A 21,678-nucleotide genomic window follows, 5' to 3' on the forward strand; every position below is an offset into this window, starting at 1 on the left:
CGCCGCTTCTGCTGGCCTGCGGAAGCGGAGGTGACGAAATCGTTCCCGAACGTCCCCCGATGACCGTGCAGACCGTGGTGCTCCAGCCCCGCCCGCTGGACCACGTACTGATCGCCACGGGCACCCTGCTGGCCAATGAGGAGGTCGAACTCGTGTGTGAGACGGCCGGCCGGGTGACCCACATCGGTTTCGAGGAAGGTGCCACCGTGGCGGCCGGGCAGGTGTTGCTGCGCATCAACGACGACGACCTGCAGGCCGAACTGCGGCAGGTGGAGGCCAACCTGCGACTCGCCCGCGACGACGAGCAGCGCAAGGAGCAACTGATGGCGGTGAGCGGCATCAGCCGTGAGGCCTTCGACGCCAGCCACGCCGCACGCGTCGCGCTGGAGGCCCAGGCCGATGTGCTCAAGGCACGTATCGCACGCACCGTGATGCGTGCTCCATTCCGCGGGGCCGTGGGTCTGCGACAGGTGAGCCCCGGCGCCTACCTCGCACCCGGCACGTCCATCGCACACCTGCGGCAGCTCTCCCCCATCAAGATCGAATTCGCCCTGCCCGAACGCAGCGGCCGCGGCATCAAGCCCGGCGCACGCGTCACCTTCACGCTGGAAGGCGACCACACCGTGTACGAGGCGCAGGTCTATGCCGTGGAGCCCGGTGTGGACGCCACCAACCGCACGGTGCAGGTGCGGGCCCGCCATCCGAACACCGATGGCAGGCTCGTGCCGGGCGCCTTCGCCCGCGTGGAGGTCGCCTTGGAGCGCATACCCGACGCGCTCACCGTACCCACCGAGGCGCTCATGCCCGACATACAGGGCCAGAAGGTCTTCGTGCTGCGCAACGGCAGGGTGACCAGCCAGCGCGTGGACGTGGGCATCCGTCTGCCCAAGGCCGTGCAACTTAGCAACGGCGCCCAACCCGGCGATACCGTGCTGGTCACAGGCCTGCTCGCCGTGCGCGAAGGCATGCCCGTGCGCGCCATACCCATGGGCGACCAGCCGCCACTGAACGGGGAACCTGAGGAAGCGGCCGAGCCACGATGAACATCGGCAACATCAGCATCGACCGGCCGGTGCTCGCATCGGTGATCAGCATCGTGATCGTGCTGTTCGGCGCCGTGGGCTTCACCTACCTCGGCGTGCGCGAGTTCCCCAGCGTGGACCCGCCGGTGGTGACGGTGACCACCAATTACACGGGCGCCAACGCGGACATCATGGAGAGCCAGGTGACCGAGGTGCTGGAGGAGAGCATCAACGGCATCGAGGGCATCCGCACCCTGAACAGCATCAGCGGCGACGGGCGGAGCACCATCACCGTGGAGTTCGAACTGGACGTGGACATGGAGGCCGCGGCCAACGACGTGCGCGACCGCGTGGCGCGTGCCGTGCGCAGCCTGCCGCCCGATGTGGACCCGCCCATCGTGGTGAAGAGCGATGCGGATGCCAACCCCATCCTTTCCATGACCATCCAGAGCGACCAACGCAGCCTGCTGGAGCTCTCTGAGATCGCCAACAACCACTTCAAGGAGCGGTTGCAGACCATCCCCGGCATCAGCGAGATCCGGATCTGGGGTGAGAAGAAGTTCAGCATGAAGCTGCTGCTGGACCCGGTGAAGATGGCCGGGCACGGCATCACACCCGGCGATGTGCGCGAGGCCCTGCTGCGCGAGAACGTGGAGCTGCCCAGTGGCCGCGTGGAGGGCTACCGCACCGAGCTCACCATCCGCACCATGGGGCGCCTGGTGACCGAGGACGAATTCGACGCCATGATCATCCGCGAGGATGCCGGGCGCGTGATACGCCTGCGCGACATCGGCGAAGCGCGGCTGCTGCCGGAGAACGAACGCACGCTGCTGCGCGGCATCGGCGGCGTGCCCCAGGTGGCCGTGGCCGTCACGCCCCAGCCGGGCAGCAACTACATCGCCATCGCCGACGCGTTCCACAAGCGCGCGGCACAGATCAAGGCAGAGCTGCCCGATGACCTCCGCTACGTGATGGCCATGGACACCACCGTGGGCATCCGCAAGGCCATCGACGAAGTGCAGAGCACCATCCTCATGGCCTTCGGGCTGGTGGTGCTCGTCATCTTCCTCTTCCTGCGGAACTGGCGCACCACGCTGATCCCCGTGGTCACCATCCCAATCTCGCTGATCGGCTCCTTCTTCATCATGTACGTGGCCGGCTTCAGCATCAACATCCTCACCCTGTTGGGCATCGTGCTGGCCACGGGCATCGTGGTGGACGATGCCATCGTGGTGCTGGAAAACATCTACCGCCGGATCGAGGATGGCGAGGACCCGATCAAGGCCGGGCACAAAGGCATCCAGGAGATCGTCTTCGCCGTGATCGCCACCACCGTGGTGTTGGTGGCGGTGTTCCTGCCGATCGTCTTCCTGCAAGGGCTGACGGGGCGCCTGTTCCGCGAGTTCGGCATCGTCGTGAGCGGCGCGGTGATCATCTCCTCGCTCGTGTCGCTCACCCTCACCCCGATGCTCAGCGCGCGCTTCCTGAAGAAGGAGAAGCGCCGTAGCCGATTCTTCGAGGTGAGCGAGCGCTTCTTCGAGCGGTTGAGCGCGGCCTATGGGCTATCGCTGGAACGCTTCCTGGCCAAGCGGGGGATCGCCCTCGGCATCATGGCCGTGAGCGTGCTGATGATCTTCGGCTTCGGGTCGCAGCTCCAGAGCGAACTGGCGCCCATGGAGGACAAGAGCCGCTTCAACGTGATGAGCACCGCGCCCGAGGGTACCAGCTTCGAGCTGATGCGGGACTACCTCACCGACATCATCGAAACGGTGGACACCCTGCCGGAGCGCAACGCCATCCTCAGTGTCACCAGTCCCGGTTTCGGCGGCAGCATCAGCACCAACAGTGGCTTCGTGCGGGTGAACTTCGTGGAGCCCTCCCAGCGTTCGCGCTCACAGTCCGAGCTGGCCGACATGATCACCGGCTGGGTGCAGCGGCACAACCTGGCCCGCACCTTCATCATCCAGGAGCCCACCATCGGCGGCGGGAGGCGCAGCGGCCTGCCCGTGGAGTTCGTCATCCTGGCGCCGGACTTTGAGCGGCTGCGCGAGGTGATCCCCCGTTTCATGGAACGTGTGGAGAGCGACCCCGTGTTCCGCGTGAGCGACATCAACCTGAAGTTCACCAAGCCGGAGCTCAACATCGAGATCGATCGCGACCGTGCGCGGGCATTGGGCGTCAGCGTGCGCGACATCGCCGAGACGCTCCAACTCTATTACAGCGGCACACGCTTCGGCTACTTCATCTACAAGGGCAAGCAGTACCAGGTGATCGGCCAGGCCGCGCGCAACGATCGCGACGAGCCGCTGGACCTGAGCAGCGCCTACGTGCGCAACGACAAGAGCGAACTCGTGCAGCTGGACAACCTGGTGCGCATGAGCACCAGCAGCATGCCCCCGCAACTCTACCGCTACAACCGCTACGTGAGCGCCACGGTGAGCGCCGATCCCGCGCCCGGCTATACCATCGGCGATGGCATCGCGGCCATGGACCGCATCGCGGACGAAGTGCTGGACGAGACCTTCAGCACCGCACTCGCCGGGGTGAGCAAGGAGTTCGCCGAGAGCAGCAGCAGCCTGCTCTTCGCCTTCGTGATGGCGCTGGTCCTCGTGTTCCTCATGCTCGCTGCGCAGTTCGAGAGCTGGACCGACCCGCTCATCGTGATGTTCACCGTGCCGCTGGCCCTGGCCGGCGCGGTGCTGAGCCTTTGGCTGGGCGATCACACGCTCAACATCTTCAGCCAGATCGGCGTCATCGTGCTTATCGGCCTGGTCACCAAGAACGGCATCCTCATCGTGGAGTTCGCCAACCAGAAGCGCCGCGCGGGCATGGACAAGCTGCAGGCGCTGGTGGAGGCCTCGCAGCAGCGCTTCCGCCCGATCCTGATGACCAGCCTGGCCACGATCCTCGGCGCACTGCCCATCGCGCTGGGCCTGGGCGCCGCCGCCAAGAGCCGCGTGCCCATGGGTATCGTCATCATCGGCGGCTTGATCTTCGCGCTGGTGCTGACGCTGTACGTGGTGCCGGCACTGTACAGCTATTTGAGTTCGGAGAAGGGGGTGAAGAATGGTGAAGGAGGTGAGGGAGGTGAGGGAGGTGAGGGAGGTGAAGGAGGTAATGGAGGTGAAGGAGGTAATGGGGGTGGCAGCGATAACGTCAGCGTGCACACGGATCGATCATCCTTATCACCATGAGGACCTTCTTCGCTTCTTCACTCCTTCTCTTTCTTACCAGTGTTTCCGCGCAGGACCTCCTCACGGCCGAGCAGGCGCTCAACATCGCCCTGGAACACAACCACGGCATCCGCCTGGCCAAGCTGTCGCTGAAGAGCGCCGAGTTGATGAACACCGCTGGCGAGGCCGGCATGCTGCCCACCATCGATGCCATAGGCATGTACGACGGTGATCGCAGTGCCACGCGGCAGACCTTCTTCAGCGGCGAGGTGCGCGAGGTGGACGACGCCAATTCACGCGTGCTGAGCGGCGCGGTGCAGTTGAACTGGACCGTGTTCGACGGCCTCACCATGTTCGCCACCAAGGACCGGCTGGCCGCGCTGGAAGAGATCGAGCGCAACCTGTTGAAGCAGCAGGTGGAGGCGACCGTGTACGAGGTGATGGCCATGTACTACCAGGCCGTTCAGCTGCGCAAGGCGATCGTCGTGCAGCGCGAAGGGCTGCGCACCGGTCGCGAACGCTTGATGATCGCCGAAACGGGCGAGCGCATCGGCAGCACCAGTGGCCTGCAGGTGGTGCAGGCGCGGCTGGACCTGAGCACCGACAGCGCCGCCCTGCTCGACCTGCGCATGCAGGAGGCCACCACGCAGCATCGCCTCAATCTCCTGCTGGGCCGCGATCCGGCAACGCCCTTCACCACGGAAACCGAGATCCCCGCAGCGGAGGAACTCGACCTCGCCGCCCTTCAGCGCGATGCACGCGGCGCCAACAGCAGCCTGATGCAGGCCCGCCAACAACAACTCGCTGCGGACCTCGCCGTGAAGGAACTGCGCGGTGCGCTCTTCCCGCGCGTCGATGTCTTCGGCAACTACGCATACCGACGCAGCCAGAGCGATGTGGGCTTCCTGTTGAGCAACCGCGCCATCGGTCCCGACTACGGCGTGCGGGTCAGCGTGCCCATCTTCCGGGGTGGGCAGGCCTCACGCGCCACCGAGGCCGCCAAGCTGGGTCGTGAGCAGGCCGCCATCACCACCGAGGAGACACAACTGTTGGTGGAACAACAACTCCTCGATGCCTGGACACTGTACAGCACCGCCCGCACCCGCGTGGCCCTGGAGCAGGACAACCTGCAAGGCACCCAGACCCAGGTGGACGTGGCGCTGGAGAGCTACCGCCTGGGTGTGATCACCGCCGTGGAACTCCGCGATGTGCAGCAGGGCCTGATCGATGCAGAGAACCGCCTGCTGCTCGCACAGTACGAGGCGAAGCTGGCGGAGCTGCAGTTGAAGTGGCTGGCGGGGAGGTTGGTGTGATAAGCATCCTGTTGGCCAGGTCCCGGTCGCCCCGTCCACAGTGTGCAACCCTGTACCGTGGTGCAGCGATCTTCGCCCCATGCCCCGCCTCCACCCCATCACCGCCGCCGATCTCCCGCACATTCACGCAGGCTTGGGTGATCCCCGCGTGACCCGCCACTACGGGGTGCATTACGACAGCCTGGAGGCCACGCAGGCACAGATGGACTGGTACGCCGCCTTGGAACGCGACGGCACCGGCCAATGGTGGGGCATCCGCGATGAGGACGGCACCTTCCTCGGCACCATCGGCTTCAACGGGCTGCAAAGCGACCACCGCAAAGCCGAGATCGGTTTCTGGCTGCTGCACGCGCATTGGGGCAAGGGCATCATCGGCCAGGTGATGCCGCAGGCGCTGGCACACGGCTTCACGCAGTTGGGCCTGCACCGCATCGAAGCCATCGTGGAAAGTGGGAATGCTGCCAGCAGCAGGGTGCTCCAGCGGCATGGCTTCAACCACGAAGGCACCCTGCGCGAAACCGAATGGAAGCACGAGCGCTGGATCGACCTGGAGGTGTGGGCGTTGGTCGGGGCGTGAGCGACTGGCGCAACCCCGAAGGCGGCTACGACCGGGCTGTGGAGGCGAACACGCGCATGAAGGAGCTGATCATGAACGAGGGCTACGCGCAACTGGCCAACTATGGCGCGCAGGGCCGCGCCTTCCAACATAGCATCCCCACACCGGAGCACTACCTGCCGCTGCTCTACATCCTGGGCCTGAAGGATCGCTGGGAGCCCGTGAAGCTCTTCAACGACCGCACGGTGATGGGCAGCATCGCGATGACGAGCGTGATGGTGGGATAGATGGGATCGGTCGTTCGGATGATCATGCATGGTCAGCTGGTTTATTTTGCTCCATGCGCGAGGCTTCGGGAGCATCCATCGTCCTCACCATCCTCATCCTGCTGCTCACGCTGGTGGCCACCATCGGCGGCATCACGGTGGATGGTCTTTACCGCGACAACGAATTCGTATGGCTGGCCTGGTGGGTGAACGACCGGGTGACGTTGTACATCGGCATGCCTTTGCTGGCAGGGTCCTTCGTCGCTACGATGCGCGGCATTCCGAGTGGGCGGCTGCTCTGGCTGGGCATGTTGTGGTATCTGGTGTACAACTATGCCTTCTACCTCTTTGGCGCTGCCTTCAATGCACACTTCCTGCTGTATGTGGCGCTGTTCATCCTGCCCACGTTGGCGCTGATCGCCGGGCTGATGGAACTTGACATCTCCGCGATCCGCGCGAGCATGCCGTCGCGAACGACACAGCGCTTCGTGGGTGGATACATGATGACATGGGGTCTGATGCTCGGCACGATATGGGCCACACAGGCCGCGGCCTACCTGTTCGATGGTACCCTGCCCGATCTGCTGGCCATCACCGGTGGTGAGACCCACCTGATCGCCGCCCTGGACCTTTCCTTGGTGGTGCCCTCCTTTCTGCTGGCAGGCTGGTGGCTTTGGCGCGGGAACCCTTGGGGTGTGGTGGCGGGCGTCATCGCCAATGTGAAAGGCTCCGTGTACTGCGTGGTGCTGGCCTGGGGCGCGCATGCCGGCGAGCAGGCAGGATACCCCGGTGGGGAACTCCTGCCGTTGTGGAGTGCCCTGGTCGTGCTGGGGGTCCTGGCGATCGTGGCCCTGCTGAGGCCGCTTCGACGGCCATCCCACAGGAGGCGGTGAACACCCTCAGTGGAAGAACTGCATCACCTTGCTCCAAAGCTTGCGCGTCACCAGCAGCGGCGGGGCCTTCAGGCCATTGATGCCCCAGGAGGCCCGCACCTCGCGGTTGGCCTTCAGGATGTGCTTCACGCTGCCGTTGCTCATGCCACCCAGCCGGAAGCGCACCAGCACCTCGCGCAGGTGCACCGTGGGCACTTGGTGCTTGTAGAGGAAGCGCAGCAGGATCTCGTAGTCGGCCCCGATGCGCAGATCGGTGTTGAAGTGGCCGAAACGGTCGTACACGCTCTTGCGGATGAAGGTCCCCACGTGCGGAGGCATCCAGCCCTTGCGGAAGTTCTCCCGATGGTAGGTGCCGCTGAGCCAGGTGCGATGCACCTTGAAGATGTCCTTCTCATCCACCATGATGATGTCGCCATAGACGGCATCGGCGTGGGAGCGTTGGAAGGCGGCCACCACCTGCGCGATGGTCGCGGGTGTCATCAGCAGATCACCGGCATTCACGAAGCCGATGGCCTCCCCCGTGGCCAGCCGAAGGCCCTTGTTCATGGCGTCGTAGATCCCGGTGTCGGGCTCGCTCACGAGGATGTCGATACCGCGCCTGCCCGGTGCCGCGCGATAGTCCTCCAGGATCTCCACCGTGCCATCGGTACTGGCCCCGTCGATCACGATCAGTTCGATGTCCGGATGTGTCTGCGCCAGGATGCTGTCCAGCGTTTCGCGGATCACGGGCGCCACGTTGCGGCAGACGGTGATGAGGGTCGTTCTCAAGTTGGATGTTGAACGTTGGGGCCGATGGAGGATGGCGTACTACTCAATGACCCTTTCGCGCACCGCCACCGCCGGATTCCCCTGATAGATCGTGTAAGGCTCGAGGTCCTTGCTGGCCATGCTGCCGGCGGCCAGCACGCTGTGGCTCTTCAATGTGACCCCGAGGGTCACGATAGCCCCTGCCCCCACCCAGCAGCCATCCTCCAAGACCACCGGGGCGGTGTAGGTGGGGTAATCGACCTTCTTGTAATCATGGCTCCCTTGTATGATCATGGCCCCCTGGCTGATGACCACATTGCTGCCGATGGTGAGTCGGTCCAGGTTGTCCAACCACGCCCGCTGGCCGATCCAGCTGTGGTCGCCGATGGTGAGCTTCCATGGGAACTTGATGTTCACCCCGGGATGGATGACCACGCCCTTCCCCACCTGGGCGCCGAACAGCCGGAGCAGCGCAGGCTTGGGCGAACGGAAAGGGAAACAGGGGTTGAGGAAGAAGAGTGCGTTGGTGAAATACCACAGCGTGCGCTTCACCAGTCCCGCCCCGGGATCGAATGTCCTCGAGTTGTCGAAACGGGAGAGATCGACGGTGGGGCGGGTCATGGACGGAACAAGCTCAGGTAGTGCGCGCGAAGGGGTTCCGCCGCCAAAGATCGCCGGCCCAGCGCGAACGCGCCTTGGCACAGGGCGATGAATTCATCCTCCCCCATGTCCACCAACGACCGCAAGACCTTCTCGAAGCGCTCGGGCTTGTCCAGGGGCAGGTCCCAGCCCGCCTGCTGAGGCTCCAGACCCTTCCAAGGGGTGCGGTCACTGATCAGCAGCGGCCGGCCTGCGCTCAGCGCCTCCAGCATCGTGTGGCCGAAGTTCTCGCCCACACTGGGCATGAAGAGCACATGGGCAGCGGCCAGCACCTCGGGCACCTGTTCCGGTGCGATCTCGCCATGCCATTCCACCTTGACCTGTGGCAGCAGGGCCGCGATGGCCGCCTGGCATCGCCGCCAGTGGTCCTCGTGATACACGGTGCCATACAGGTCGAACCGCACATCGCCCTGGACCTTGGCCAACCGCTGGATCGCGAAAAGCGTGTTCTTTTCCTGCGCGATACGGCCCACGCTCGCCAAACGCAACGTACCGGCGCGTTTGGTGATGGGTGCGGGTGCTTCGCGTTCCTGTACGCGGCCCAGGTTGGGCACCAGGTGTACCACGGCATCGCCACCGATCCAGCGCTTCACATCGGCCACCTCCTCCGCATTGGTGGCCTGGAACTCCACGCCCTTGAAGCAGCCAGTGGCACGCATCGCCAGCAACACCAGTCGTTTCAGCAGGTTCTTCTGGCGCATGACACCGCTGGCCAGCATGCCGCGCACGGCCACGATGCGCCGTTGCTTCGATCCGCGCAGCAGCCACAAGGGCAGCATGGTGCTCCACCGTGACCATAGGCCATTGATGTGGATGGCATCCCATGGGCGCTCCTGCAGCAGGGTCTTCCATCGCGCCCGGCTCCGGCCTTCCGGCGAGGCGTACCAGACACGCTCTCCCTTGTCCTGCACGGTCCATCGGTCCTTCGGGAGTTCGGCTGGAGACGTGGTGGCCGTGTAGTCACGATCGCCGGTCACGATGTGGAAGTCCACGTCCCCATGCAGATGGTCCACGAGGTTCACCAGACTACGCACCGGGCCACCCGCCTTGTAGAAAGGCTTGTACCAGTCGATGAAGACGAGCACCTGTGGCTTCATGTGCGGGGTGCTTGGACAATGCCGATCGCGGTATCGGCCCAGGCATCGGGGTTCCACGCTCGGCCGAGCTGGGCGCTTCGCCGGCCCATGTCGCGCAGTTCCGCATCGCTGCGGCGCACCATCGCCCGCAGGGCATCGCGCAGCCCATACTTGTCGCCCGCCTTGTAGCGGAAGCCGTTGATGCCCTCCTCCAGGAAACGTTCGGCGGCGCCCACCGCATCGCTGAGCACCAGCGGCAGGCCGGCGCAGGCATGTTCGTGCACCACCACGCCCCATGGCTCATACAAACTGGGCAGGACGAACACGCCACTCTCCGCCACCACATCACGCATCTCCGCCGCCTGCTTGAATCCCAGATGCCGGATGCGCGGATGCCGGCCGGATGGGGAGTCCATCACCTGTTGATGCTGTTCGCCGGTGCCGGCCAGCCAGAGTTCCCAGTCGCCGGCTTCGCCCTGGTCGCACAGCAAAGCGAAAGCATCGCAGAGCGTCTGCTGGCCCTTGGTGGGGATGTAACGGGCCACGCACAGGAAACGGTGCGGCCAGGACGTTGCACGCTCCGCAAGAAGGCGCTCGCCGAGTGGTGCGAAGAGACCGGTGTCCGCCGAATAGAAGCCTGTGCGGATGCGATCGCCAGGAATGCCCAACATGCGCGCGTAGTGCCGCTGGGGGCCACCGGTGACCCAGGCATGGCTGAAGGTGCCACGCAGCCAGCTTCGCGACAGCAGCACATGCGCCCATTGCCGGACATCACCGCGCCAGGCGGTGTCGCAGATCATCACCGTGGGCACGCCGCGCTGCCGCATGGCACGGCACACACGCAGATAGCCTTTGTCCACCCAGCCGCTGGTGATGACGATGTCGGGCGACAATTCCTCCGCCAGGCCCATCAAGGCCGGATCGTCCAGCCCACTGCGCACATGAGCCTCGATGGGGCTGTCCTGCCCGAAGGCGAAGGGTGCCTCGGCGTTCACCGGCCAGCGGACCAGGACCACACGAACACCGCGTGAGGCCAGCGCCTCCAGGCAGGCGATCACATAGGGTGCGGCCTCGGTGTAGAGGATCAGCGCATTCATCGGCGGCAAAGATGGCGGTCCATCGCCACCATGTGCCCTCAGAGTTCCTCGTCGTAGCCGAACACCTCCTTCTTGGTGAGTTCGCGCACGGGCCCCAGCCGCTCCAAGGTCTTGAAATCAAGGTTGGCGCGCTTGCCGATGACCAGGTAGGTGTAGTGGCGCCCTTTGATCTCGCGGTCGAAGAAGTCCTTCATGTCCTGCAGACCGATGCCCGGGATGCGCTCGTAGTTGGTGCGCCGGATGTCGCGGTCCAGGCCCAGCCGCCGCATGCTCTCCCAGGTCCAGTAGATCCTGTCGCGCGTGATGCGTCCGCTTTCGATCACTTTCAGCGCGGAGAGCTTGGCGCCCTCGTACTGGTCGGCGGCCATGGGCATGTCGTCCAGCAGGGCCAACAGCGCGTCCACCGCGTCGTTCAACTTGTCGGCCTGGGTGCCGATCATGGCCCGCACGTAGTGCGCGTCCTCACCACGCGATGGCGTGATGTAGCTGGCGTTCGCGCTGTAGGCCAGCGCCTTCGCCTCACGGATCTCCTGGAACACGATGCTGGAAAGTCCGGACCCGAAGTATTCGTTGAACAGGGCGGCGTAAGGCAGCACGTCCACATCGAATGGCCGCGCCTTGCTCACGAGCATCATCTCGGTCTGCACCATGTCATGGTCCAGGAAGAGCACCGTATTGGTGGTGGTCTCCAATTCGGTATAGACACGCGGCGCAGGGATCTCCTTCAACGCAGCGGGCACGCGATGCGCCTTGTCCAGCAGGGTCTTCACCTCCTTGATGGGCTTGCGGCCGTAGTAGAAGACGCGGTGCTTGTGCGTGGTGAGCGCCTGGATGCGGCGGGTCAGGTCCGCGGCGGGGATCGCCCGCATGGCCTCCACGCTCAGCGCATCGGTCAGGGGCGAACGCTCGCCGTAGCGGGCGTAGCTGAACATGGCGGTGCCCAGGATGAAGCCTTTGTTCTTGAGACGATCCTGACGCTCCTTGGCGATGTCGTTGATCAGCTCGGCCAGGGCTTCCTCGTTCGGCCTGGCATCGGCGAGCAATTGCTCCAGCAGTTCCACGCCACGGGCCAGGTTCTTCTCCAGCCCGCTCAGCGAAATGGTGGTCCGGTCCTCGCCCACGTTCACATCGATGCGCAGGCCCAGGTGGAAGAGTTCCTTCTTCAGATCGGCGGGGCCGAGGCGGGAGGTGCCGAGGTAGGGCAGGTACTCCACGGCGAGGCGCAAGGCCGCGTCGTGGTCGGTGCCCATGTCCACGATGTAATGCAGCGAGAAGAGGTCGTTGCTGGTATTGGCCACGGCGGCCAGGGGAACGCCGCCGCGCAGGTCGGCACGCGCGATGGACTTCCCGAAGTCCACGAAGACCGGGGCGATGCGTGCACTGGGGGTGGCTTCCCATTGTGCCCGCCAGGCGCTCACGGCCTCGCGTTCGATGGGTACGGGGGTGATCTTCGGCTTGGGCACCTTGTGCGCGTCCTTGTTCTCGCCGGTGCGCTTGAAGACGACCACGTGGCCCTTGCCGAGGCTGCGCCGGGCGAAGTCCATCACCTGCTGCCTGGTCACGCGCGCCATGCGGTCGTGCAGGTCCAGGATCTCCTTCCATTCGCGATGCGTGGTGAAAGCCTCGGTCATGGCCGAGGCGCGTGCCCGGTTCTCATCGCTCCAGGAGCGCACCCGGCGCTGGCGCAGGTCGTTCACCACGGCTTCCATCAGGCGGTCATCGAAATCACCGCGCGCCAGGCGGTCCACCTGGGCCAGCAGCAGATCGCGCACCTGCTCCAGGTCCTGGCCCTGCTTGGGGTTGCCGCTCACCATGAACTGGCCATGGTCCTGCATGGAACGTGCGAAGGCCACGGCGTTCAGCACCTTCTGCGCCTGCACCAGGTCCAGATCGAAGAGGCCGGCGCGGCCATTGGACAACATGCCCGCGACCAATCCTCCGATCACCTCGTCCTCGCTGCCCTTGCCTTTCAGCCGCCAGCCGATGTCCACCCAGCCGGCCATGGGACCGAACACTTCGCGCTCCTCCGGCAGTACCAGGGCCTCCTCCGGTTCGAACTGGAAGTGGGGCACATCCTTCGGCCGCCAAGCGCCGAAATGCTTGTCGATGAGGGCGATCGTGCGGTCGAAGTCCAGATCGCCAGCCATGATGATGGCCATGTTGTTGGGCACGTAGTGCGCATTGAAATAGGCATGGATCTTCACCATGCTGGGGTTCTTCAGGTGTTCACCGGTGCCGATGGTGGTCTGCGTGCCGTAGGGGTGCTTGCGGAAAAGCGTCCTGCTCATGGCCTCTAAGGCGCTACGCCGGTCGTTGTCCTGGCTCCGGTTGAACTCCTCGTAGACGGTCTCCAACTCGGTGTGGAAGAGACGCAGGACCAATTCGTTGAATCGCTCGGCCTCCACCATCATCCACTTCTCCATCTCATCGCTGGGGATGTCGTTGATGTAGACCGTCTGTTCCACCGAAGTGTAGGCGTTGGTGCCGCGTGCGCCGATGGAGGAGATCATCTTGTCGTACTCGCTGGGGATGGCCAGGCGGGCGGCCAGGCCGGAGAGGCTGTCGATGCCGGCGTAGATCCTGTCGCGCTCGGTCTCATCGCGTGTGGCACGGCGCTGTTCATACAGTTCGGAGATGCGATCGAGCAGCACGCGCTCCTGCTCCCAGTCGCTGGTGCCGTAGCGGCTTGTTCCCTTGAAGAGCATGTGCTCCAGATAGTGCGCCAGCCCCGTGGCATCGGCGGGGTCGTGCTTGCTACCGGCGCGTACCGCGATGTTGGTCTGGATGCGCGGAGCGTCCTCATTGCGGCTCAGGTACACGGTGAGCCCGTTGTCCAGCTTGTAGATCCGCACGCCGATGGGATCGCCGGGCACGGAGGTGTAGGCATATTGGTTCTGGGCGATGGCGAAAAGGGTCATCGGGGCGGTCAGGAGGGATAGCAGGGTTCGTGCGTACATGATGGGAGCGTATCGGAGAGCGGGCAAGTTCAGCGACGGGAGGCGTATCTCCAAGCCGGCCGCTGTACAGGAGAACGCGGAAGAGGGGAGCGCCGGTTCATTTGATGCGGATGCGGTAGAAATGTGACGCGCGCTTGCCGTGGGTGAGGCGTTGGCGCATGCGGCGTGTCCAGAGCATGACCAGGGGCAGCCCCAGCAGTACGGGCCAGGCCAGCCGGAAAGCGCTCTCCCGGGGGATCGGCAGATGCATCATGCTGAATGCGGCGAGCAAAAAGGCCCAGGCCAGGATCATGCCCTGTCCGTGGCCGTGGAGCCAGTCATGCTTATCGTGGCTGCTTTTGAAGAAGCGGTAGAACTGCATGGAGACGAGCAGGAGGCCCACGGCCCCCAGCAAGGGCAGCAGCGGATCGGCCTTCTGCCCCTTCTGTGCCAGCATCAGGTCGGTGATCCCCCAGAAAAAGGCCCCGGTGTAGAGCACGCCCATGCCACCGTGGAGCAGCTTGTCCGGGCGGCGGGGCTTCAGGCCCTGATGCAGCCGCTTCAGGTAGAGCGAACGCCATGCTCCGAAGGCCAGATGTGCGACGAGCAACGCGAGCAACGCGGTCTTGGGATCGCCCAGGTGATAGGCCGCCATGGCGGAGATGGGCACCAGTGCCACGCAACCGGCCAGGAACGCGATGCCCGCCACACGGTGCGTGCGCTCCCCCTTCTTCACCATCACCGCCAGAGGCACTACGGCGAGTGCCGCCAAGGCCAGTTTGAAGTGGACCTGGATCAAAGTGGCGGGACCGGGAATGTCCATGAGGAGGGCGATCATCGATCACGTTGATGAAGGTAGCGATAGGGCCCTTCCGCAGGGATGAAATAGCGGCCGTCCAGCCGGTCCAACGGCAGGTCCATGGTCCAAGGCATCAGGTACAGACCGGTGGTCCGCTCGATCCCGCTGGCATGATCGGCGGAAACCGCGGTCACCTGCTGCTCCCTGCCCTCCAGCGCCGAGACGAGCAGGGTCTCGAAGGGCAGCGCCCAAGTGACGCCGATACCGCGCCGGGACAATTCATCCGGAGGAACAATGGCTTTGGTCACGCCCAGCTCGCGTTGATCATGCACCAGCCTTTCGATGGCGGCATAGCGCTCACCCACGGGGCGCGAGGCGAAGGAGATGACCCGGAATTGGACGAAGAGCACCAGTGCGAAACCCAAGAACGCGGCAACACGCGTCCGCGGATGACGTCGCGCCACTTCATGCATCAGCGGCAGGGCGATCAGCGCCGCGAGCGGAAGGAAGTTCTTCTCCATCATCATGGCCGTTTCGCCCTGTTGGTAGGTGACGATGTTGAGCATGACGAGACCGACCGAGCCCGCACCCACGACGATGGCCAGGTGCCACGCCCGCCGGCCGAGCAGAACAACGATGGTCAAGGCCAGCAGCGCCCAGGCCGGGAGATAGAGGGCCGTATCCCGCCAACTGTGCCGTACCAGGAAGTCCAGCGCGGGCGAAGCGGACCAGGAAGCCGGATCGCCCCAACCCTTGAGCGCGGCATCGTACAGCCCGCTTTCGTAGCCCGAAGGCGGGAGCAAGGACCGGCCAACGATGCCCCACAGCAGCGCCACACCGGCCAGGGCCACACACGCGATGCGCACGGATGGATGCGTGAGCGCGAGTACCAACAACACATACCCGGCCACCAGGAAACCGAGCGGATGCACCAGCAGTACCATCAAGAGCGCGGCCATGGCGAGGGCCATGGAACCTCTTGTGCCTTGCACCAAGGGCCCCGCCACCACGGCGGCCAACAGGAAAGGGTAGCTGGTGAGGTAGTTGGCCTCGAGCACGATGCCGTAGAAGGTGAGCCTTGTGCAGAGCACCGCCGCCATGGCCGCCGCCGCTGCCACCCAAGGCACCCGAAGCATGTGGGCCGCCAGCGCATAGATGGACCAGGACACCAGCACGTGCATGGCGCTCGCCGTGGCCAGAAGCATAGGAAGCGGCGCGCCCATGAGCCGGAACAGCTTCACCACCAACTGCGGCAGCACCGCCGTGTAGCGATGCGCCTCCACCTCCACGCCTCCGTTCTGCACCCACTTGAAGATCTGCAGCGCCGAATCCACATGCACGACCCGCTCGCGCCAGTGCAGGAGCGCCAGGATGAACAGCCCCAGGAAGAGCAAGTGACCCAGCATCATCCAGGCCCGCAGGCGTGCTATGCCCGCTTCAGCGATCACGGCCGCACGATGATCAGGCGCGTGCGCAGAAGCCGGCCATCGCGGGTCATGGCTTCCACCGTGTAGGCACCGGACGGCAGATCCACGTCGATGGTGTTCTGACCCGGGACCGTCATACCGCGATGGGCCTCACGCCCCAAGCCGTCCCACAAGCGAACGGAAGACAGGACGGCATCGGTGGAAAGGGTGAAGCGGCCGGTGGTGGGGTTGGGGTGCAGGCGGAGAGTCTCCCCTTGCACCATGGACTCCGTTGTGGACAAGGGATCGAATCCTGATATCACTGTCTCCGTGGCCGTTTGCCCATTCACGTTCGTCCGTACCAGAAAGACATCCGCTCCGCCAACTCCGTAAGAATAGGTGTGACCGCCGCAGATGAATCCATCGTCGAGCTCGTCCAGTCCGAAACCCTCATCATCCTCCAGACCGCCGAAAGTCCGGCCGAACACGAAGTCCCCGTCAGGCGCATTGCGCATCAGGAACATGTCCTTGCCGCCGCCGCCGGAGGTCTTCGTGTAGCCGATGGTGATGAAGTCGCCATTGTCCAGCAATCGGTGTTCGCGACTCTCCTGGTCGTTGATCTGGCCCCAGTTGCGCGACCACAAAACGGCGCCATCCGCATCGAGACGGACATGCCAGGCTTCGTGGAAAGGCGATTGGCTACGGGTGGTGCCCACGAAGGAGAATCCTCCATCGGGCATGGGCAGGATGTCGTGGATCAGATCCAGACTGTCGCCACCATAGGACTCGAGCCACAGCAGGGTGGCGGCGGCATCATAGCGTGCCACGAAGCCATCGCGATGGCCCTCCCCGGTGGGGAAAGATCCCGCCATGACGTATCCGCCATCATCCAACGGATGTACCGTGCGCGCTTCATGTTCGCCCGATCCTCCGATCGTCCTTTCCCAAAGCACATCGCCCGATGCGTTCGTTCGCAGCATCCAGGCGTTGCCGCCGGGATCGGGGCCGTTGTAGGTCTGACCTGCGATGAGGAAGCCACCGTCGGGCATCACCCTCACCTGGTGGAAGAGATCCCAATCAGACCCGCCATAGGTCCGCTGCCAAAGCTCCTGTCCCTCGTCATTGGCCAGAACGAGCATACCATCATAGCCGCCCGCAGCACCCACCTCCTTGAAACCAGCGATGATGGGATCGCCACTGGAAGTGATGCGCATGTCGCGCGCCTGCTCCAAACCCGCACCGCCGATGGTGGCGGACCATTGCTTCGCGCCCAACCCGTCCACGCCCAGCAGGTAGATGTCCGAGGAGCCCTGCCCGAAACTGCCGGTGTTGCCCACGGCGATGAATCGGTCCTGCGCCACGGCCCGGAATGCCACGCTGAAGTCATCCGCCAACGCGCCATAAGTCCTGCGCCAAGTGTCCTGTCCCTGCATCATGCCAGGCCAGGCGACCACCATGCCTATGCCGATCATCGCGCCCCCCTTCTGAACCTTCTTCCACATGCGTCGTTCGTTATCGGCCGCCGCAAGGGGCGGCTCTACCTTCGCATCCCATGTCCCCCGCAGCGGTCCGCAATTTCGTCATCTTTCTCGTGGTGCTGGTCCTGATCGACCTGTACGCCTACAAGGGCCTCAACGTGGCGCTGGGCAACCACAGCCTCACCATCCGCCGCCTGGTCCGCTTTCTCTATTGGATCGTGTCATTGGGCATCCTTGCGCTGATCGTGTACAGCGCCATCGCCATGCAGGACCCTCAGGCCCGGCGCGACCACAGCTGGGCTTTCTCGCTGGTGGCGCTCTTCCTGCTCTTCTTCCTGCCGAAACTGGTGATGGTGGTGTTCCATGGCTTGGACGACCTGCTGCATCTGGGACGCTGGCTGTGGTCCAAAGTGCTGCCCGGCACCATCAATCAGCCGGGCGAGGGCATCTCCCGCTTGCGCTTCCTCAGCCAACTCGGGCTCATCCTCGCGGCCATCCCCTTCACCGGTGTGCTGTACGGTGTCACCAAAGGCCGTCGCAATTTCAATGTGGCGCGGGTGCCCGTTCGAAGCGGGCGGCTACCCCACGCCTTCGACGGACTGCGGGTGGTGCAGATCAGCGATACCCATCTGGGCAGCTACGGCGGCGACCTCACGCTGGTGCGGCATGGCATCGACCTCATCAACGCGGAAAAGCCCGATCTGATCCTCTTCACCGGTGACCTGGTGAACGACTACGCGGACGAGGCCGAGCCTTTCATCGGCGAATTCGCACGGCTGGAAGCGCGACTGGGCAAGTACTCCGTGCTGGGCAACCACGATTACAGCGACTACCCGCGCTGGCCCAGCCAGGAGGCCAAGGCCGAGAATCTGGCGCGGCTGAAGCGCATCCACGCGGAAATGGGCTTCCGGCTGCTCCTGGATGAACACGAGGAGATCCAGGCGGGCGGCGACCGCATCGGCCTGCTGGGCGTGCAGAACTGGGGGCACCGCTTCCAGCAATACGGCGATCTGGCACAAGCCATCTCCGGCACGGAGCATCTGCCATTCCGTATTCTGCTCAGCCACGATCCCACGCATTGGGAGCACCAGGTCCAGGGCACGGGCATCGACCTCACCCTGAGCGGCCACACGCACGGCGCGCAGCTTGGCGTGAAGATCGGCGGCAACCAGTACAGCCCGGCGCAATGGGTGTACAAGCACTGGGCGGGCCTCTATGCCGAAGGCGGCCAGCAACTCTACGTGAACCGGGGCTTCGGCTTCATCGGCTTCCCAGGAAGGGTCGGCATGCCCCCGGAGATCACGGTGCTGGAGTTGCGGCGGGCGTGATCACCTAAGGGAACACTTTCGCCGCCTCCACCACGCTCCTGTCCAACTGCGCCAGATCCAACCCGGTGTGGATCCCGCGTGACTCCAGGTCGCGCACAAACAGTTCCATCTGCAGGTTGCCCACCAATTCATCCTCGGCCATGGGGCAGCCGCCGTATCCCTTGATGGCCCCATCGAATCGGCGGCAACCACCATCCCATGCGGCCTGGGTCTTGGCCATCCAGTTGTCAGGCCGGCAATGCAGGTGCGCGCCGAATTCGGTCTCCGGCATCGCGGGGACCAGCGCGCTGAACATGCCGGTGATGTCCTCCGGCTTCGCCACGCCCACCGTATCGCTGAGGGCGATGATGCGCACGCCAAGCTCCTTCACGAGACGCTCGGTCCAATGCAGGGCCACCGCCGTGTTCCACGGGTCGCCATAGGGATTGCCGAATGCCATGCTGATGTAGACCACCAGATCCTTGCCGGCGGCCTGTGTCATTTCCGCGATGCGCGCGATGCGGCCCCAGCTGCCTTCAATGCTGGTGTTGGTGTTGCGCTGCTGGAAGGTCCCACTGATGCTGAATGGATAGCCCAGATAGTGGACGCTCTCCTGCTTCACGGCCTCCTCGGCGCCGCGCTCGTTGGCCACGATCACCAGCAGCTTGCTGCGCGATCCGCCGCGATCGATGCGCGCGAGCACCTCGGCCGTATCCGCCAGCTGCGGGATGGCCTTGGGACTCACGAAGCTGCCGATGTCGATGGTGTCGAAGCCCACCTTCAACAGTTCGTTGAGGTAGCGCACCTTCATGTCCGTGGGAATGAACGTGGCGATACCCTGCATGGCATCCCGTGGGCATTCGATGAGCTTCACCCTTTCCATCGGACATAGGCTTGGTTGATGCGCTTCACCAGGGCAGGGCCTTCGTAGATCAAGCCCGTGTAGACCTGGACCAGGTCGGCGCCGGCATCAAGTTTCTCCAAGGCGGCTTCGGCGGAATCGATGCCCCCCACCGCGATGATGACCAAGGGCTTTGGCAAGCGTTCCCGCAGATAGCGGACCACCTCCGTGCTGCGCTGGCGCACCGGCGCACCGCTAACACCTCCAGGCCCCATGGCATCAACTTCCGCCCTCGGGGTCTTCAGGCCGTCGCGCGAGATGGTGGTGTTGGTGGCGATCACCCCGGCGATGCCGCTCTCCTTCACCACGGCACAGACGTCATCAAGCTGGGCTTCGCTGAGGTCGGGCGCGATCTTGAGGAGGATGGGCTTGGAATGCATCGGTGACCTGTACTTGGTGACTGGCGAATGGGTGCCACCATTCGCCAACAGCTCTCCTGCCTTGTTCTTCAGCGCCGACAGTATCCCCAACAACGGCCCCTTCTCCTGCAGCTCCCGCAATCCTGCCGTATTCGGGCTGCTCACGTTCACCACGAAATAGTCCACCACGGGATACAGCGCCTCGAAGCACTTCACGTAATCCTCCACGGCCCGCTCATTGGGCGTCGCCTTGTTCTTGCCGATGTTGCCACCCACGATGGTGCCCGGCCTGCGCATGCGCAACCGTTCCACGGCATCCCGCACCCCGCCATTGTTGAAGCCCATGCGGTTGATCAGCGCGCGGTCCGCAGGCAGACGGAACAGGCGGGGCTTGTCGTTGCCGGGCTGTGGCTCTGGCGTGAGGGTGCCGATCTCGATGAAGCCGAAGCCGATGGCGGACATGGCGCCCACATGCCTGGCATCCTTGTCCATGCCGGCGGCCAGGCCCACAGGGGAGGGGAACCTCAGGCCCATCACTTCCACGGCGGCCTTCACCGGGGGTTTGGCGGCGCCCACGAGCTTCAACAGTCCGGGCGCCTTGGCGGCGATCTCCAGCAGGCGAAAGGTGGCATGGTGCGCCCGTTCGGGAGGCATGCTGAAGAGCAGCGGGCGCAGCAGCTTGTACATCGGCGTCAAAGGTAACCGGCGTCCGCACCGGCCTATCTTGGCTTCGCTGATGAAGGACGCTTCGCCGGACAAACACACGGCCACCCGGCTTGCCCAATGCCCCAACTGTGGGCAGGCCTGGGGTGCGCATGACCAATTCTGTTCCTCCTGCGGACAGTCGACCAAGGAGATCCACCGCCCCGCCACCGCATTGTTGCGCGACCTCGTTTCCGTGGAGTTGGGCTGGGACGCCAAGCTTTGGACCACATTGCGCCGCCTGCTGTTCAAACCGGGCGCCTTGGCACTGGACCTCATGGAAGGCCGGCGACGCGGGCAGGTGCCTCCGGTACGTCTTTACCTCTTCATCAGCGTCATTTATTTCCTGCTGCTCAACTTCAGCATCCACCGCGAGTTCGACCGGATCGGCCGCGAGCGCTTCGGTACCGACCAGCGGGTCCTGCAGGACGAGGACACACTCACCATCTCAGGCGTTCGCCTCTCCGTGGGCGATGCGCATCTGTACCGCAGCATGACCGATGCACAACTCGATTCCGTGATCGTGTCACGCGGACGCACGCCCGGCACGATCGAAAGGGCCATGCTGCGCCGCGCCGCGCGATTCAGCGATCTGCAGGGCATCGAGCACGCCTTCGCGCTCATGATCCAGAACCTGTCCTACCTGCTCTTCCTGCTCATGCCCACCATGGGCGCCCTGTTCTGGCTGTTCTTCCGCAAGCGACGCCCCTACTACATCGACCACCTGTTCCTCGCGGTGCACCTGCATTGCTTCTTCTTCCTCGTACAGTCGTTCTTCATCGTGGTCGATCTGCTGCTGCCCTTCACCATCATGGGCATCGGCTTCCTGTGGTTGCTGGTGCATCTGCCTCTGGCGGTGAAACGCGCCTATGGCATGCGGTGGCCTGCCACGATCGCACGCGGCTGGCTGGTGCTCATCCTGCAGGGGCTGCTGGTCATGGGCGCCTTTCTGGCCGCCGTGGTGGTGGCCATCTTCCGGATGTGAAG

18 protein-coding genes are annotated in these 21,678 nt (G+C 64.4%); 8 read left to right on the forward strand and 10 right to left on the reverse strand.

The features are described from left to right. Positions 1 to 59 precede the first annotated feature (59 nt). From KIT10_04250 to KIT10_04275, 6 genes are all read left to right on the forward strand, one after another. Positions 60 to 1,043, forward strand: coding sequence for an efflux RND transporter periplasmic adaptor subunit (locus KIT10_04250; GenBank protein ID MCW5898463.1), 984 nt, complete (start codon positions 60 to 62; stop codon positions 1,041 to 1,043). Then, a complete protein-coding gene (locus tag KIT10_04255) occupies positions 1,040 to 4,216 on the forward strand; it encodes an efflux RND transporter permease subunit (protein MCW5898464.1) in 3,177 nt (1,058 codons plus the stop codon). The genes KIT10_04250 and KIT10_04255 overlap by 4 nt, the downstream gene beginning before the upstream one ends. Then, positions 4,213 to 5,508: a TolC family protein gene (locus tag KIT10_04260; protein ID MCW5898465.1), complete on the forward strand. Its 1,296-nt coding sequence runs from the start codon at positions 4,213 to 4,215 to the stop codon at positions 5,506 to 5,508. The genes KIT10_04255 and KIT10_04260 overlap by 4 nt, the downstream gene beginning before the upstream one ends. 79 nt (positions 5,509 to 5,587) lie before the next feature. Then, the gene (locus tag KIT10_04265) at positions 5,588 to 6,085 is read left to right on the forward strand and encodes a GNAT family N-acetyltransferase (GenBank protein ID MCW5898466.1); all 498 of its coding nucleotides are present in this window, start codon (positions 5,588 to 5,590) and stop codon (positions 6,083 to 6,085) included. Further along, entirely contained in the window at positions 6,082 to 6,351 is a 270-nt protein-coding gene (locus tag KIT10_04270; GenBank protein ID MCW5898467.1) for a hypothetical protein, read from the forward strand. Before KIT10_04265 ends, KIT10_04270 begins: the two co-directional genes overlap by 4 nt. A 53-nt stretch (positions 6,352 to 6,404) precedes the next feature. Next, positions 6,405 to 7,223 (forward strand): hypothetical protein, encoded by an 819-nt coding sequence (locus KIT10_04275; protein ID MCW5898468.1) that lies wholly within the window; start codon positions 6,405 to 6,407, stop codon positions 7,221 to 7,223. Positions 7,224 to 7,229: 6 nt separating this feature from the next. Here KIT10_04275 and KIT10_04280 read toward each other — a convergent pair whose 3' ends face one another. The 8 genes from KIT10_04280 to KIT10_04315 all read right to left on the reverse strand — a co-directional run bounded on the left by KIT10_04280 (position 7,230) and on the right by KIT10_04315 (position 17,446). Beyond that, entirely contained in the window at positions 7,230 to 7,991 is a 762-nt protein-coding gene (locus KIT10_04280) for a glycosyltransferase (protein ID MCW5898469.1), read from the reverse strand. 39 nt (positions 7,992 to 8,030) lie between these two features. Further along, positions 8,031 to 8,591, reverse strand: a complete 561-nt coding sequence (locus tag KIT10_04285) for a WcaF family extracellular polysaccharide biosynthesis acetyltransferase (protein ID MCW5898470.1) — start codon at positions 8,589 to 8,591, stop codon at positions 8,031 to 8,033. After that, a complete protein-coding gene (locus tag KIT10_04290) occupies positions 8,588 to 9,727 on the reverse strand; it encodes a glycosyltransferase family 4 protein (GenBank protein MCW5898471.1) in 1,140 nt (379 codons plus the stop codon). Before KIT10_04290 ends, KIT10_04285 begins: the two co-directional genes overlap by 4 nt. Next, positions 9,724 to 10,803, reverse strand: a complete 1,080-nt coding sequence (locus tag KIT10_04295; protein ID MCW5898472.1) for a glycosyltransferase family 4 protein — start codon at positions 10,801 to 10,803, stop codon at positions 9,724 to 9,726. Before KIT10_04295 ends, KIT10_04290 begins: the two co-directional genes overlap by 4 nt. 38 nt (positions 10,804 to 10,841) lie before the next feature. Further along, positions 10,842 to 13,760, reverse strand: coding sequence for an insulinase family protein (locus KIT10_04300; protein MCW5898473.1), 2,919 nt, complete (start codon positions 13,758 to 13,760; stop codon positions 10,842 to 10,844). Between the two features lie 97 nt (positions 13,761 to 13,857). Further along, positions 13,858 to 14,577, reverse strand: a complete 720-nt coding sequence (locus KIT10_04305; protein ID MCW5898474.1) for a hypothetical protein — start codon at positions 14,575 to 14,577, stop codon at positions 13,858 to 13,860. After that, positions 14,574 to 15,986 carry a hypothetical protein gene (locus KIT10_04310; protein ID MCW5898475.1) on the reverse strand — a complete coding sequence of 471 codons (1,413 nt, stop codon included), beginning with the start codon at positions 15,984 to 15,986 and terminating at the stop codon, positions 14,574 to 14,576. Before KIT10_04310 ends, KIT10_04305 begins: the two co-directional genes overlap by 4 nt. Further along, positions 15,983 to 17,446, reverse strand: coding sequence for a T9SS type A sorting domain-containing protein (locus KIT10_04315; protein ID MCW5898476.1), 1,464 nt, complete (start codon positions 17,444 to 17,446; stop codon positions 15,983 to 15,985). Before KIT10_04315 ends, KIT10_04310 begins: the two co-directional genes overlap by 4 nt. A 50-nt stretch (positions 17,447 to 17,496) precedes the next feature. Between KIT10_04315 and KIT10_04320 the strand changes: the two genes are divergently transcribed. Then, positions 17,497 to 18,750 (forward strand): metallophosphoesterase, encoded by a 1,254-nt coding sequence (locus KIT10_04320; GenBank protein ID MCW5898477.1) that lies wholly within the window; start codon positions 17,497 to 17,499, stop codon positions 18,748 to 18,750. A 4-nt stretch (positions 18,751 to 18,754) separates the two neighbouring features. Here KIT10_04320 and KIT10_04325 read toward each other — a convergent pair whose 3' ends face one another. Beyond that, on the reverse strand, positions 18,755 to 19,612 hold the full coding sequence (locus KIT10_04325) for a hydroxymethylglutaryl-CoA lyase (GenBank protein MCW5898478.1): 858 nt from the start codon (positions 19,610 to 19,612) through the stop codon (positions 18,755 to 18,757). After that, complete coding sequence (locus KIT10_04330) at positions 19,600 to 20,676, reverse strand: quinone-dependent dihydroorotate dehydrogenase (GenBank protein ID MCW5898479.1); 1,077 nt, start codon at positions 20,674 to 20,676, stop codon at positions 19,600 to 19,602. Before KIT10_04330 ends, KIT10_04325 begins: the two co-directional genes overlap by 13 nt. A gap of 49 nt (positions 20,677 to 20,725) precedes the next feature. Here KIT10_04330 and KIT10_04335 point away from each other — a divergent pair, with 49 nt between their 5' ends. Continuing rightward, positions 20,726 to 21,676, forward strand: a complete 951-nt coding sequence (locus tag KIT10_04335; GenBank protein ID MCW5898480.1) for a DUF3667 domain-containing protein — start codon at positions 20,726 to 20,728, stop codon at positions 21,674 to 21,676. The last annotated feature ends 2 nt before the right edge of the window (positions 21,677 to 21,678 follow it).

The sequence above is a fragment of the Flavobacteriales bacterium genome (genome assembly GCA_026129465.1).
Lineage (GTDB): Bacteria > Bacteroidota > Bacteroidia > Flavobacteriales_F > PHOS-HE28 > PHOS-HE28.